This is a genomic window from Kitasatospora sp. NPDC097605 (assembly GCF_040302725.1).
Lineage (GTDB): Bacteria > Actinomycetota > Actinomycetes > Streptomycetales > Streptomycetaceae > Kitasatospora.
Map to the genome: position 1 here is coordinate 1 of NZ_JBEOSF010000024.1, position 13,667 is coordinate 13,667.

At 75.1% G+C, this 13,667-nt stretch carries 14 protein-coding genes and 1 riboswitch; of the genes, 6 read left to right on the forward strand and 8 right to left on the reverse strand.

The genetic code is table 11. The features are described from left to right. Window positions 1-138 precede the first annotated feature (138 nt). From ABTX81_RS25040 to ABTX81_RS25050, 3 genes are all read right to left on the reverse strand, one after another. Window positions 139-528, reverse strand: coding sequence for an SCO2097 family morphological protein (locus tag ABTX81_RS25040; RefSeq protein WP_350549429.1), 390 nt, complete (start codon window positions 526-528; stop codon window positions 139-141). Window positions 529-924: 396 nt separating this feature from the next. Further along, a complete protein-coding gene (locus ABTX81_RS25045; RefSeq protein ID WP_350549431.1) occupies window positions 925-1,677 on the reverse strand; it encodes a methyltransferase domain-containing protein in 753 nt (250 codons plus the stop codon). Between the two features lie 88 nt (window positions 1,678-1,765). Beyond that, the gene (locus ABTX81_RS25050) at window positions 1,766-2,377 is read right to left on the reverse strand and encodes an SAV_6107 family HEPN domain-containing protein (protein WP_350549433.1); all 612 of its coding nucleotides are present in this window, start codon (window positions 2,375-2,377) and stop codon (window positions 1,766-1,768) included. A gap of 490 nt (window positions 2,378-2,867) precedes the next feature. Here ABTX81_RS25050 and ABTX81_RS25055 point away from each other — a divergent pair, with 490 nt between their 5' ends. Both ABTX81_RS25055 and ABTX81_RS25060 read left to right on the forward strand, forming a co-directional pair. Beyond that, a complete protein-coding gene (locus tag ABTX81_RS25055) occupies window positions 2,868-3,515 on the forward strand; it encodes a DUF4126 domain-containing protein (RefSeq protein WP_350549435.1) in 648 nt (215 codons plus the stop codon). Window positions 3,516-3,525: 10 nt separating this feature from the next. Further along, a complete protein-coding gene (locus ABTX81_RS25060) occupies window positions 3,526-5,031 on the forward strand; it encodes a phytoene desaturase family protein (protein WP_350549437.1) in 1,506 nt (501 codons plus the stop codon). A 609-nt stretch (window positions 5,032-5,640) separates the two neighbouring features. Here the strand turns inward: ABTX81_RS25060 and ABTX81_RS25065 are convergent. Together ABTX81_RS25065 and metF are read right to left on the reverse strand one after the other, a co-directional pair. After that, window positions 5,641-6,501 (reverse strand): hypothetical protein, encoded by an 861-nt coding sequence (locus tag ABTX81_RS25065; protein WP_350549439.1) that lies wholly within the window; start codon window positions 6,499-6,501, stop codon window positions 5,641-5,643. Window positions 6,502-6,623: 122 nt separating this feature from the next. After that, window positions 6,624-7,538, reverse strand: coding sequence for a methylenetetrahydrofolate reductase [NAD(P)H] (gene metF, locus ABTX81_RS25070; RefSeq protein WP_350549441.1), 915 nt, complete (start codon window positions 7,536-7,538; stop codon window positions 6,624-6,626). A 188-nt stretch (window positions 7,539-7,726) separates the two neighbouring features. Here metF and ABTX81_RS25075 point away from each other — a divergent pair, with 188 nt between their 5' ends. Further along, window positions 7,727-8,833, forward strand: coding sequence for a polyprenyl synthetase family protein (locus ABTX81_RS25075; RefSeq protein WP_350549443.1), 1,107 nt, complete (start codon window positions 7,727-7,729; stop codon window positions 8,831-8,833). Between the two features lie 42 nt (window positions 8,834-8,875). Here the strand turns inward: ABTX81_RS25075 and thiE are convergent, their stop codons facing one another. The 3 genes from thiE to ABTX81_RS25090 form a co-directional block, all read right to left on the reverse strand. Beyond that, window positions 8,876-9,535 carry a thiamine phosphate synthase gene (gene thiE, locus ABTX81_RS25080; RefSeq protein WP_350549445.1) on the reverse strand — a complete coding sequence of 220 codons (660 nt, stop codon included), beginning with the start codon at window positions 9,533-9,535 and terminating at the stop codon, window positions 8,876-8,878. Beyond that, window positions 9,532-9,897: an Rv2175c family DNA-binding protein gene (locus ABTX81_RS25085; protein WP_350549447.1), complete on the reverse strand. Its 366-nt coding sequence runs from the start codon at window positions 9,895-9,897 to the stop codon at window positions 9,532-9,534. The genes thiE and ABTX81_RS25085 overlap by 4 nt, the downstream gene beginning before the upstream one ends. Window positions 9,898-9,959: 62 nt before the next feature. Continuing rightward, a complete protein-coding gene (locus ABTX81_RS25090) occupies window positions 9,960-11,189 on the reverse strand; it encodes an NAD(P)/FAD-dependent oxidoreductase (RefSeq protein WP_502892846.1) in 1,230 nt (409 codons plus the stop codon). Between the two features lie 84 nt (window positions 11,190-11,273). After that, window positions 11,274-11,387, forward strand: a riboswitch (TPP riboswitch). On the opposite strand from ABTX81_RS25090, the gene thiO reads away from it, so the two are divergent. The 3 genes from thiO (at window position 11,378) to ABTX81_RS25105 (ending at window position 13,560) form a co-directional block, all read left to right on the forward strand. Next, window positions 11,378-12,541, forward strand: coding sequence for a glycine oxidase ThiO (gene thiO / locus ABTX81_RS25095; RefSeq protein WP_350549451.1), 1,164 nt, complete (start codon window positions 11,378-11,380; stop codon window positions 12,539-12,541). Its footprint overlaps the riboswitch before it by 10 nt. Then, complete coding sequence (thiS, locus tag ABTX81_RS25100; protein ID WP_350549453.1) at window positions 12,538-12,759, forward strand: sulfur carrier protein ThiS; 222 nt, start codon at window positions 12,538-12,540, stop codon at window positions 12,757-12,759. Before thiO ends, thiS begins: the two co-directional genes overlap by 4 nt. A gap of 3 nt (window positions 12,760-12,762) precedes the next feature. Then, the gene (locus tag ABTX81_RS25105; RefSeq protein WP_350549455.1) at window positions 12,763-13,560 is read left to right on the forward strand and encodes a thiazole synthase; all 798 of its coding nucleotides are present in this window, start codon (window positions 12,763-12,765) and stop codon (window positions 13,558-13,560) included. Window positions 13,561-13,667 lie beyond the last annotated feature (107 nt).

A 13,667-nucleotide genomic window follows, 5' to 3' on the forward strand; every position in this document is an offset into this window, starting at 1 on the left:
CCGGGGGGCGGGGGGGGGGCTGTCCCCCGGCGCGGCGGTGCGGGCCGTGCGCCCCGGCCGGACGCGACGAGGGCGGGCAGTCGGTCGACTGCCCGCCCTCGTCGCGTCCGTACCGTCCGCCGGTACGGGCAGGAGGTCTCAGAATCCGCCGGTCTGCTCGTCGCGCCGACGCTGCCAGCGCTGCTCGACGCGGTCCATCATCCCGGCCTTGCGGCGGGGGGCGGCGGCCTGGCCTCCGGGACGCTGCGCCTGTCCGGCGGGCCCGCGGCGCCAGCCGGTCACGGCGAAGACGGCGCACCCGAGCATGACCAGGAAGCCCACCACGCTGACCCAGATCTGGTCGACGACCATGCCGCCCATCAGCAGGCCGATGCCGAGCACGAAGCCGCCGATGGCCAGATAGACCCGTCGCCGGGTGTAGGTGCGCAGACCGGTTCCCTCAAGCGCCGACGCGAATTTGGGATCTTCGGCATACAGCGCTCGCTCCATCTGGTCGAGCAGTCGCTGCTCGTGCTCCGAGAGCGGCACGGAGTCCTCCTACTCGTCGGTCGCGGGTGCGACCGGTCCGCCGCCCCGGTCGGGGTGGCAAGTCCAATCAGCCTTCAGAACACGCGGTCGGACGCCTGTGCGGGGGCCCGGGCCCGTGTCGTCCATATGCCCCGAGCGTCCGGCGGTCATGCTTCCGGCTTTACCCAGATCATACGGTCCACGGGCCCGTCGCGGAGTGGTCGACCACGCGTGGGCCCGGCCACTTCGGCGGCTCCTCGCCGCACCCTCCTCAACGCGGCGGAGTGCGGACAAGTGCCCGATCCATTGGAATCGGCCCGGACCTGGGGAGATCCCGAGGAGAAGGCGGGGAGAAGGGCGGGAGACGCGCCGAAGGTCCGTCGGCGAACGGTGGTGGGACGGGGGTGGGCCGCCCGGTCAGGCCAGGGTGGCCAGCAGGTGGAGCTGGGTCGCCACCGCGTGGAAGGCCGGCTGCCCGGCGGCGGCCTCCTCCAGCTTGAGCAGCGCGTCCAGCGCGCCCGGCTCGGTGTCCACCAGGACGCCCGGTACCAGGTCGGCGAAGACCCGCACGCCGTGCACCGACTCCACCCGCAGCCCGGCCCCGGCCGCCAGCCGGTCCAGCTCCTCGCCGGTGAAGCGGCGCGGCATCGGGTCGCCCTCTCCCCAGCGGCCGTCGGCGGCGCCCAGCACCGCGCGGGCGTCGTCGAAGTGACCGCCGAGCGCGCGGGCGAGCACGGCGCCGTTGCGGTTGGCGGCCAGCAGGCTGACGAAACCGCCCCGGCGCAGGGTGCCGGCCAGGCTGCGGAGCGCCTCGGCCGGCTCGTCGACGACCTCCAGCACGCCGTGGCAGAGCACCGCGTCGACGGTGCCGGGCGCGACCACCTCGGGCAGCGTCTGGGTGTCACCCTGCACGGCGCGGACCAGTTCGGTCACGCCGGCCTCGGCGGCCCGCCGCTCCAGCGCGAACAGCGCGTCCGGGCTCGGGTCGACCACGGTGACCCGGTGGCCCAGCCGGGCCACCGGCACGGCGAAGTTGCCGGTGCCGCCGCCGGTGTCGACCACGTCGAGCACCGGCTGGTCCAGCTCGGCCACCCGCTTCTCCAGGGCGGCGCGTACCACCTCCCACACCACGGCGGTACGCAGGGCGCTGCGGGGACGCGTCGGGTACAAGGCGGGGCTCCTTGGCACGTGCAGTGTCGATCAGTTGCCTCCACCTTAGGCCCTCTGCTCCTCCGGCCCCTTCCGGCCGCCCCCTCGCTCACCCCGCCTCGCGCACCTCCCCCCGGCGAACGTCCGCCCGCAGGCCGTCCGTGGCGTCCGGGTCGTCGTCCAGCGGCAGGCGGGGGGCGGGCGGGGTGGCGTGCAGACCGAGCAGGCGCTCGACCAGGCGGAGGAACAGGGCCGAGTTGCGGACCAGGTCGTCCGCGTCCCGGGCCGAGGCCGATCCCCGGATGCCCGCCTCGGCGGCCGCCCGCCGGCGCGCGCCCGCCGCGAAGTACGGCGCCCACTCGGCGAGCTCGGGTGCCACCTCGGGCAGGACCTCCCAGGCGCTGCGGATCGCCCGGCGCCGCCGTTCGCTCTTCTCCGGGCGCCCCCGCACGGCCAGCACCGCCGCGACGGTGCGCAGCGCCGCGAGGTGCGCGGCCGCGTACCGCTCCAGCGGGTCCTCCAGGGCGCGGGCCCGGTCGAGGGTGCGGTGCGCCTCGGCGAGCAGGTCGAGCGCGGCGGGAGGGGCGGCGCTGCGGCGCAGCACCGGATGCACATCGGCACCGGCGGACGGCCGGTGGGCGGAGGAACGCGCGGCGCTCCCCGGTCGGTGGGCGGCGGAGTGGAGGCGGGCGGTGACGGGCTCAGGGTGGCTGATGGTCATGGTCTCCCCCGTTCCGAGGCAGCGCGCGGGCCGGGTGGCCCGTGCCCCTCCATGGTGACCGGCACCACTGACAATCGGGCCGGGCGCGGCCCCACCGCCCGCCCGGACGCCGAAGCGCCGCCCCCCACGGACGGCGCTTCGGAACTCCGCGGTCCCCCCGGGCGCCGGCTCCCCCCTGGCCCGCTCCGCCGCCCCGTGCCGGCGGTGCGCGGCCCCCGGCCGACTCCGGTGCGGACGGGCCCGCGTTCACTCCGCCGGCCGTCCGCTCCTCCGGGCGGGGCGCCCGACGCGCCGCCGACCCGGTGCCACCACTGTGGCGTCCGCGCAGGTCGGAGGCCATCCGCGCAGGTACTCAATCGGCCGTCTGAGTATCCGTACTCAGACGGCGCGGGGCGGGGAACCGCCGGTCCCGCCGGCGGCGTCCCGGTACGGTACGGCGAGCCGGGCCGATCCCGGCGGGGACTGCGAGCACGAACGGACGGGGAAGCCGATGACGATCGTCCCGCTGATCTTCACCAGCGGACTGGCGAGCGGGATCAACGCCTACGCGGTGGTGCTGCTGCTCGGCCTGCTGGGCCGGTTCGCCGGAGCCGACTCGGTGCCGGCCGCCCTCGAGCGCACCGATGTGCTGATCGCCGCCGCCGCGCTGTTCCTGCTGGAGGCGGTGGCCGACAAGATCCCGTACGTGGACAGCGTCTGGGACGTCGTCCACACGGTGATCCGGCCGGTCGCGGGCGCCACCGTCGGCGCGCTGATCGCCTCCACCGACCCGGGTTCGCTGGGCGAGGTCGCGGCGGGCGCGATGGGCGGCACGACGGCGCTGGTCAGCCATCTGGTGAAGGCCTCGCTGCGGATGGCGGTCAACACCTCGCCCGAGCCGGCCAGCAACATCGCGGTCTCGCTGGCCGAGGACGTCTCGGTGGCCGGGCTGGTCACGCTGGCGATCTTCCACCCGTGGCTGGCCGCCTCCATCGCCACCGTGCTGCTGCTGACCGGCCTCCTGCTGGTGTGGTTCGCGATCAACCGGATCCGCGCCTTCCGCGCCCGCCGCCGCGAACGCCGCGCCGCCCGCGCGGCCGCCTCCCCGGGCCCCGCGGCCGGACAGCCGGTGGCCGAGGGGGGCATCCGGCGGACCTAGGATCGGGACCATGGCACGGATCGTCATCATCGGCGCAGGTATGAGCGGGCTCGCGACGGCTTCCCGGCTGGCGACCCTCGGGCACAAGGTGACGGTCTGCGAGGCGCGCAGCACCTACGGCGGCATGGTCGGCCGTTACGAGCGCGACGGCTTCGCCTTCGACACCGGCCCCGGGCTGCTCACCCTGCCCGCCGTCTACCGCGACCTCGCGCTCAAGACCGGGCGCGAGCCGCTGGAGCAGCTGGTCGAACTCGGCCCGGTCGACCCGGAGAGCCGGCACCTGTTCCCCGACGGGACGGCCGTGTCGCTGCCCAACGCCTCCCGGGGCGGTGTGATCCAGGCCCTCGACCAGGCCTTCGGCCCGGGCACCGGCGAGCGGTGGGCCGAGGTGCTCAACCACGGCCGCACGGTCTGGGAGGCCACCCGGCGCCCGCTGCTGGAGGAGCCGCTGCCCGCCGACCCGGCGGCGCTGCACACCGACCCGTACCCCGTGCCCGAACCGCCCCGGCGCGGTCTGTTCGGCCGGCGGCGCGGCCCGCGCCGGTGGACGCTCGCCGACGTCGCCGCCGAACAGCTCGGCGGGCACCCCGGGCTGACCGCCCTGTTGCACGAGCACGCGCTGCGGTTCGGCCTGGACCCGCGCACCGCCCCGGCCGGGGCCACCGTGCTGCCGTACATGGAGCAGTCCTTCGGCGTCTGGTACGTCAAGGGCGGGCTGCGGGCGCTGGCCGACGCGGTGTACCGCCGCTGCGAGCAGCGCAAGGTGGAGTTCCGCTTCGAGACGCCGGTCGCCAAGGTGATCGTCCGCGACGGGCGGGCGTGCGGCGTGCAGACCAAGGGCGACCGGATCGACGCCGACGTGGTGGTCTCCTCGATCGACGCCCGGGTGCTGCACACCCAGTGGATGGGCCCGGCCGAGAGCTCGGACGAGTGGCCCGCCGCCGCCGAGCGGCTGCACGGCGTACCGGGACGGGTGAGCGTGCTGCTCGCACTGCGCGGCGCGCGCCCGGAGGGCACGGCGCACCGCACGGTGGTGCACGCCGGTGATCCGGCCGCGGAACTGGCCGGCGTCTTCGACCCGACCGCGCCGCTGACCGACCGGCCGACCGTACAGGTGCTGCGGCCGGACGACCCGTCGCTGCACCCGGAGGGGCACGAGGCCGTGGTGCTGACCGCGACCACCCCGTCCCTGGACCTCGACTGGGGCGCCCCCGGAGTGGCGGACGCCTTCGCGGACCGGATGCTCGACCACGTCGACGCGGCCGGCCTGAACCTGCGCGAGCGGCTGCTCTGGCGCGTGGTCCGCACCCCCGAGCACACCGAGCGCGAGACCGGCTCCTTCTTCGGCTCCGTCCCTCCCCCGGCCCTCGCCGGCCTCGACGGCACCCTCCTCCAGGCCCCGAACGAGGACCACCCCGGCCTCTACCTCACCGGCGGCGCCGCCCACCCCGGCGGCGGCCTCGCCCGCGTCGGCATGTCCGCCTGCATCGTCGCCAACCTCATCGGCCCCGCCTGACCCCACCCCCGCCCGAAAAGTCGGCCCCGCCGACTTCCCACGCCACCAATCTACGCGCATAGACCCCTGTCAAGGCCGCGCCGAAAGTGCACCCCGGAACAGAAAGTCGGCCCGGCCGACTTCTCGCACAGGCGGAGCAGGAAGTCGGCCTGCCCGACTTTTCGCGCACCCCGAGGGCCAGATCTACGCGCATAGAGTCACCAAGGCCGCACAGGCGCACCCGGATCAGGAAGTCGGACCCGCCGACTTCTCGCGCCAGGAGGCCGCGAGACGGAGCAGGAAGTCGAACCGGCCGACTTCTCGCGCACGCGAGCGCCGAATCTACGCGCATAGAATCGCCGAGACCGACCGCACAGGCGCCCGGATCAGGAAGTCGGGCCTGCCGACTTCCTGCGCCAGGAGGCCGTGAAGGGGCGGCGGTGGAGTGGAAAGTCGGCGGGGCCGACTTTTCGCGCCAGGGACTGCAGGCCGGCGAGGGCGGAGCAGGAAGTCGGCGGGGTCGGCTCTTCGTGAGCGCAGGGTGATCTACGCGCATAGACCGGCCGACTTCCGGGAGGGCGGGCGCAGAGGGCGGGCGGAGTGGGAAGTCGGCGGGGCCGACTTCTGGGGTCAGGACTGTTGCTGCCAGGTGGGGTGCTGCTGCTGGTAGCCGTACTGGTCGTACTGGGGCTGCTGGGGGATGCCGGTGATGGGCTGGTCCGGCTCCGGCTGGGCGGGCTGCCACTGCTGCTGTTGGTCGTAGCCGTACTGCTGCTGCTGCGGGTAGGCACCGTAGGGGTCGGGCTGTGGCTGGTAAGTGCCGTACTGGTCCTGCTGGGGGTAGCCGCTGTAAGCCGCCTGGTCGTAGCCGAAGGCCGGCTGCCACTGCTGCTGTTGCTGTTGCTGTTGCTGTTGGTCGTAGCCGTACTGCTGCTGCGCCGGGTCGTAGCCGGGCTGGTAGGGCTCGGTGTAGGCGTCCTGCTGCGGGGCCGCCTGCTCGTAGTAGGCCGGCGCGTAGACGCCGTCGGCCGCCAGCTCCTGCATCTCGAACGCGGCGGTCTGCTCGACGGCCGTCTCCTCGGCCGGCGCCGCGACCGGCGTCTCCTCGACGGCACCGACCTCGCCGACCTGCGCCACCGCTACCGCCCCCGCCGCGGCGGCCACCGCGCCACCGCCGGTGAGCGCACCGAGCAGCGGCACCTTGGCGAGCGGCCCGGGCAGGCTCCCGTCCGCCGCGCGCAGCGACCACCCGGCCGCGTACCCGCGCTTCACCGAGAGCGTCACGAAGGTCTGCCCGATCGCGAACATCGCGGCGCCCACGCCGATCACCGGCACGGAGCCGACCGCCATCCCCCCGGCCACCGCGAGGAAGCCCGCCAGGGCGAGACCGCGCCAGTGCAGCGGTGCCCGGTTCTGGAACAGCAGCTCGGCGACCAGCCAGAGCGCCACCACCGCCAACGCGGCGTACAGCAGCAGGTATCCGATGCCCATCCCGCCCGCTACCTCCAGTCGCGTGCCCGCGCCCGCCGCGCGTGTGCGGCGACTGTACCGGTTCAACGGCCCGGGTACCGCATCGCGTTCCCGCCCGCGGCGGGAACGCGATGCACCCCAGCTCAACGCCGGTGCAGACCGAGGTTCTGGTAGATCTCCAGGGTCGCCGTCGAGTGGTTCAGCGTGATGAAGTGCAGCCCGGGGACGCCCTCCGCCAGCAGCCGCTCGGACATCGCGGTGGCGTGCTCCATGCCGACCGCCCGCAGCGCCGCCGGGTCGTCGACCACCGCCCGCAGCCTGGCCTCCAGGTCCGGCGGGAAGGCCGAGCCGCTCAGCTGCGGGAACCGCTCCAGCTGCTTGGCGTTGGTGACCGGCATGATCTCCGGGATGATCGGCGTCTCGCAGCCGGCGGCCGTCACCCGGTCGCGCAGCCGCAGGTAGTCGTCGACCTCGAAGAACATCTGGGTGATGGCGTAGTCGGCCCCGGAGCGGACCTTCGCCACGAAGTGCCGGATGTCGTCGTCCCAGTTGGTCGAGCGCGGATGCATGTTGGGCGAGGCCGCCACACCCACGCAGAAGTCGCCGATGCCCTTGATCAGCTCGACCAGCTCGTACGCGTAGGTGACGCCCTCCGGGTGGCTGATCCACTCCCCCATCGGGTCGCCGGGCGGGTCGCCGCGCACCGCGAGGACGTTGCGCACGCCCTGGTCGGCGTACTGGCCGATGATGTTGCGCAGCTCGGCGACCGAGTGGTCGACCGCGGTCAGGTGGGCGACCGGGGTGAGTGTGGTCTCGGTGGCGATCCGCCCGACCATGTTCACCGTGCGCTCGCGCGAAGAGCCACCGGCGCCGTACGTCATGCAGACGAAGTTGGGGTCGAGCGGTTCGAGCCGCCGGATGGCGTCCCAGAGCTTCTGCTCGCCGACCTCGGTGCGAGGTGGCATGAACTCGAAGGAGAAGGACCGCTTTCCGGCTGCCAGCAGGTCGCGGACCGTCTGCGCGCGGTCCGGTCTGGTCGAAGCGATACCGAGTGCCATGATGGCAGGTTAGCCGTCGGCGGAAGGGCGTGGACAACTCGGTTCCAGCCTTTGAGACGCCGGATGGACGAGTGGTGGACTCCGCGCGAACGACGGACCACGCGACCGGCCGGAGCCCGCGCGTACGGCCGTTCCCCTCCGCCCCGGATACGCTTGCGCTGCACCCCAGCTACCTCCGGAGCCCCATCGTGACCTCGTCCAGCCACCGGCCGGCCAACCCGATTGACGTGGAGGACGTGCGCGAGCGCGTCAACGCCGCCCTCGTCGGCTTCATGGACGGCCAGTCGGCCCTGCTCGGCAAGGTCTCCCCCCAGCTGGAGCCGGTCACCGAGGCACTGCGCGACTTCCTGCTGGACGGCGGCAAGCGGCTCCGCCCGGCGTTCTGCTACTGGGGCTGGCGCGGCGCCGGCGGTTCGGCGACCGGCGACGGGATCACCCGGGCGGCGGCCGCCCTGGAGCTGCTGCAGGCCAGCGCGCTCGTCCACGACGACCTCATGGACCGCAGCGACACCCGCCGCGGCCTGCCCTCCGTCCACCGCCGCTTCGAGGCGATGCACCGCGAGCGCGGCTGGCGCGGCGACCGCGAGCAGTACGGCGCGTCGGCGGCGGTGCTGCTCGGCGACCTGCTGCTGATCTGGTGCGACGAGCTGTTCCTGAACTCCGGCCTGGACCCGGCGGCGGTGCTGGCCGCCAAGCCGATGTTCGACCTGATGCGCACCGAGGTCATGGTCGGCCAGTACCTGGACGTGCTGGAGCCGGTTGCCGGGGACTCCACCGACCAGGGCGCGCTGGAGCGCGCGCAGACCGTCCTGCACTACAAGTCCGCCAAGTACACGATCGAGCGCCCGCTGCAGGTCGGCGCGCTGCTGGCGGGCGCCCCGCCCCGGCTGGTGGAGGCGTACGGGGCGTTCGGCCTGCCGCTGGGCGAGGCCTTCCAGCTGCGGGACGACCTGCTCGGCGTGTTCGGCGACCCGGCGGTCACCGGCAAGCCGGCCGGCGACGACCTGCGCGAGGGCAAGCGGACGCTGCTGGTCGCGCACGCCATGCGGGGCCTGCCGGCCGCCGAGGCCCGGCAGCTGGACGAGCGGCTGGGCGCGCCGGACCTGACCCCCGAGGAGGTCGCCGGGCTGCGCGAGCTGGTGGCCCGCAGCGGCGCGCCGGAGCGGGTGGAGCAGCGGATCGAGGAGCTGCTGCGCCAGGCGCTGGCCGGGCTGGAGGCGGCCCCGCTGGCGGACGCGCGGGCCCGCGAGACGCTGCTGGCGCTGGCCGAGGCCGCCACCGTCCGCAAGTACTGACCCGCGGGCGCGGGACAGGCCGGACGGCGGCGGCCCGTCCGGTCAGACCGCGCGCAGCCGGCGGGCGAACTCGGCGGCCGCGGCCCCCGGGTCGTCCGCGGCGGTGATGGCCCGGACGACCACGACCCGGCGGGCGCCGGCGGCCAGCACCTCGTCCAGGTTGCCGAGGTCGATGCCGCCGATGGCGAACCACGGCCGCTCGGTCCCGAGCTTCGCCGCGTACCCGACCAGCCCGAGGCCCGGCGCGTGGCGGCCCGGCTTGGTCGGGGTCGGCCAGACCGGACCGGTGCAGAAGTAGTCGACGCCGGGCTCCGCGGCGGCCGCGTCCACCTCGGACTCGGCGTGGCAGGACCGCCCGATCAGCACGTCCTCGCCGATGATCGCCCGGGCGGCGGGCACCGGCAGGTCGTCCTGCCCGAGGTGCAGCACGTCCGGGCCGGCCGCGTGGGCGACGTCGGCGCGGTCGTTGACCGCGAGCAGCTTGCCGTGCCGGCGGCAGGCGTCGGCGAAGACCTCCAGCGCCGCCAGCTCCTGCTTGGCCTCCAGGCCCTTGTCCCGGAGCTGGACGATGTCCACGCCGCCGGCCAGCGCGGCGTCCAGGAACTCGGCGAGGTCGCCGCGCTCGCGCCGGGCGTCGGTGCACAGGTACAGCCGGGCGTCGGCGAGCCGGGCCCGCCGGCCGGTCGCGGCCGGGTCGGTCACAGCGCCATCGCCTGGGCGCGGCGCTTGACCTCGGTGGCCCGGTTCTCCCAGAGCGCCTGGACCGGGGTGCCGGGCAGCGACGGGTCCTCGCTGAACATCCACTCGAGGATCTCCTCGTCGCTGAACCCGCTGTCGCGCAGCACCGTCAGCGTGCCGACCAGGTGCTTCACCGGGCCGGTCTCGTCGATGAACGCCGCCGGGACCTGCAGCGACTTGTTGGGGCCGCGGCGGACGGCGATCAGGTCACCCTTCTTGACCATGTTGCGGACCTCGGTGACCACCAGACCCCACTTCTCGGAGATGTCGGGCAGGTACAGCCACGCGGGGACCAGGGCTTCAATCTTGGCTTCGATCTCACTCACAAGCACCAGACTGCCACCTCGGCGGCCCGCCGCGCACCAACCGGGTCCGCCGCCACCCGCCGCTACCCGGCGGCCAGGGCCGACTTCAGCGGGACCGCCGGGTCGGCGGCGCGGGCCGGGTCGAGGACGGCGCCGCGCTCGATCAGCCGCCGGCCCTGGGTCAGGTCGCGCGGCCGGTCCACCGCGAGCAGCGCGTGCAGGGCGCCGTCGCGCAGCCACAGCACCGACCAGTCGGCGCCGTCCGGCGAGCCGCGCCAGAGCAGCTCGTCGTCCGCGCCGTGCCGCCCGGCGTACTGCACCATCCGCCCGAACTGCTCGGACCAGAAGTACTGCACCGGGTCGTACGGCGGCGCGTCCGCGCCGAGCAGGGTGGTGGCGACCGCCTCGCCGGACTGCAGGGCGTGGTCCCAGTGCTGGACGGTCAGCCGGGTGCCGGAGCGCGCCGAGGGGTAGCTGACGCAGTCGCCGGCCGCGAGCACGCCCGGCGCGGTGGTGCGCAGCCGCTCGTCGACCAGCACGGCGCCGGCCGCGTCCAGGGCGACCCCGGTGCCGGCCAGCCAGCCGGTGGCCGGGCGGGCGCCGATGCCGACCACCACCTCGTCGGCGGGCAGGTGCGAGCCGTCGGCGAGCAGCACCGCGCCCGGCTCGACGGCGGCGACGCCGGTGCCGCAGCGCAGGTCCGCCCCGGCCTCGGCGTACCAGGCGGCCATCGCCCGGCCGACCTCGGCGGGCAGCGCGCCGGGGACGGGCGCCGGGCCGGCCTCGACGACGGTCACCTCGCAGCCGGCCGCCCGGGCGGCGGTGGCCACCTCGGCGCCGATCCAGCCCGCGCCGACCAGCACCAGGCGCAGGCCGGGGCGGAGCAGGGCGCGCAGCGCGAGCGCGTCGTCCAGGGTGTGCAGCAGGTGGGCGCGCTCGGCGCCGGGAAGGGCGCGCGGCTCGGCGCCGGTGGCGATCACCAGCGCGTCGTACGGCTCGTCCCCGGCGTCGGTGTGCAGCACCCCCGCGCCGCCGGGGCCGCCGGGGGTCAGGCCGGTGGCGCGGCGGCCGGTGAGCAGTTCGACGCCGAGCCGCGCGAAGTCGAGGTCGAGGGCGGTGCTGTCGGTCTTGCCGAGCAGGACGTCCTTGGAGAGCGGCGGCCGGTCGTACGGCGCGTGCGGCTCCTCTCCGACCAGCGTGATCCGCCCCTGCCGGCCGTCGCGCCGCAGCACCGCGGCGCACTGCGCCCCGGCCAGCCCGGCGCCGACCACGACCACCCGATCCGTCTGTCCCGTTCCGCTCAGCTCAGCCACGCCCGTCACTGTACTGAGCCCGGTCCCGGGCCCCTGGTCCCAGGGCTGCGCCTTCAGGGGCCGCACCGCCCGGAGTTAAGGTGGGGGCACCATCACGGGAGCCCGGCGGACCGGGCTGAGAGGCGGGCTGGCACGGCCTGCGACCGTCCGAACCTGATCCGGGTCATACCGGCGAAGGGAGAGCAGCTTTGACACGCTTGGCACCGGACGCCCACGCGGACGTGCTGGTCGTCGGCGGTGGGATCATCGGACTCGTGGTCGCCTGGCGGGCGGCCCAGCGCGGGCTGCGCGTCCAGGTGGTCGACCCCTCGCCCGGCCACGGCGCCGCCCAGGTCGCGGCGGGCATGCTCGCCCCGGTCACCGAGCTGCAGTACGGCGAGGAGCCGCTGCTGCGCCTCGGGATGGCCTCCAACGAGCGGTACGCGGCCTTCGCCGCCGAACTCACCGAGGCGAGCGGCGGTCACGACACCGGCTACCGGCAGTGCGGCACCGTCGCCGTCGCCCTCGACTCCGACGACCGGGCGGAGCTGCGCGAGCTGCACGCCTTCCACCAGCGGCTCGGCCTGGACTCGCAGTGGCTCACCGGCCGCGAGGCCCGCCGGCTGGAGCCGATGCTCGCCCCCGGCGTGCGCGGCGGCCTGCACGTCACCGACGACCACCAGGTGGACGGCCGCCGGCTGGCCGAGGCTCTGGTGCGCGCGTGCGAGCGGGCCGGCGTGCTCCTGCGCCGCACCGGGGCCGCCGAGCTGCTGGTCGAGCACGACCGGGCGACCGGCGCCCGGCTGGCCGACGGCGGGACCGTCACCGCCGACCGGGTGGTGCTCGCGGCCGGCTCGTCCAGCCATCTGCTGCCCGGCCTGCCCCCGGGCGTGCTGCCGGCGATCCGCCCGGTCAAGGGCCAGGTGCTGCGGCTGCGGGTGCCCGAGGCGTACCGGCCGTTCCTCTCCCGCAACGTGCGCGCCGTGGTCCGCGGCGGTCACCTCTACCTGGTGCCGCGTGAGAACGGCGAGCTGGTGGTCGGCGCGACCACCGAGGAGCAGGGCTTCGACACCACCGTCACCGCCGGCGGGGTGTACGAGCTGCTGCGCGACGCGCACGAGCTGGTCCCCGGCATCACCGAGCTGCCGCTGGTGGAGACCGGTGCCGGACTGCGCCCCGGCTCGCCGGACAACGCGCCGCTGCTCGGCCCCACCGCGCTGCCCGGCCTGGTCGCCGCCACCGGCCACTACCGCAACGGCGTCCTGCTGACGCCCGTCACCGGCGACCTGGTGGCCGAGTACCTGGCCACCGGCGACCTGCCGGAGCTCGCCCACCCGTTCTCCCCCACCCGATTCACGAAGGTCCCGGCATGAGCCCCCGCACCAGCGACATCCCCCTGAGCGTCAACGGCGAGCCCCGCGAGGTGCCCGCCGCGACCACCCTCGCCGAGGTGGTCGCCACCCTCAGCCAGGCGCACTCCGGCGTCGCCGCCGCCCTGAACGAGGCCGTGGTGCCGCGCGCCGAGTGGCCGCGCACGCCGCTGTCGGCGGGCGACCGGATCGAGATCCTCACCGCCGTCCAGGGAGGCTGACCGATGGCCGACGACCTTCTCACCATCGCCGGGACGTCCTTCTCCTCCCGGCTGATCATGGGCACCGGCGGCGCCCCCAGCCTGGAGGTCCTGGAGCAGGCGCTCCAGGTCTCCGGCACCGAGCTGACCACGGTGGCGATGCGCCGGGTGAACGCCGGCACCCAGGGCTCGGTGCTCGACGTGCTGACCCGCAACGGCATCCGGGTGCTGCCCAACACGGCCGGCTGCTTCACCGCCGGCGAGGCCGTGCTGACGGCCCGGCTGGCCCGCGAGGCGCTCGGCACCAACTGGGTGAAGCTGGAGGTGATCGCCGACGAGCGGACCCTGCTGCCGGACCCGATCGAGCTGCTGGACGCCGCCGAGACCCTGGTCGACGACGGCTTCACGGTGCTGCCGTACACCAACGACGACCCGGTGCTGGCCCGCAAGCTGGAGGACGTCGGCTGCGCGGCGATCATGCCGCTGGGCTCGCCGATCGGCTCCGGCCTGGGCATCCGCAACCCGCACAACTTCCAGCTGATCGTGGAGGGCGCGGGCGTCCCGGTGATCCTGGACGCCGGCGCCGGCACCGCCTCCGACGTCGCGCTGGCGATGGAGCTGGGCTGCGAGGCGGTGATGCTGGCCTCGGCCGTCACCCGTGCCCAGGACCCGGTGCTGATGGCCGACGCGATGCGGCACGCCGCCGAGGCCGGCCGGCTCGCCCACCGGGCGGGCCGGATCCCGCGCCGGTTCCACGCCGAGGCCTCCTCGGCGATGGCCGGCCGCGCCGACCTGGACACCCGCGAGCACCCGGCCTTCTGAGTGCCTGGCAGGTGAAGGACCGACATTCCGGACAGCTCATCCGATGATCATCCCAGTGTCACAAACCGGGCACAGAGCGGCCCCGGGGGCGGTGTCCCCCGGGGCCG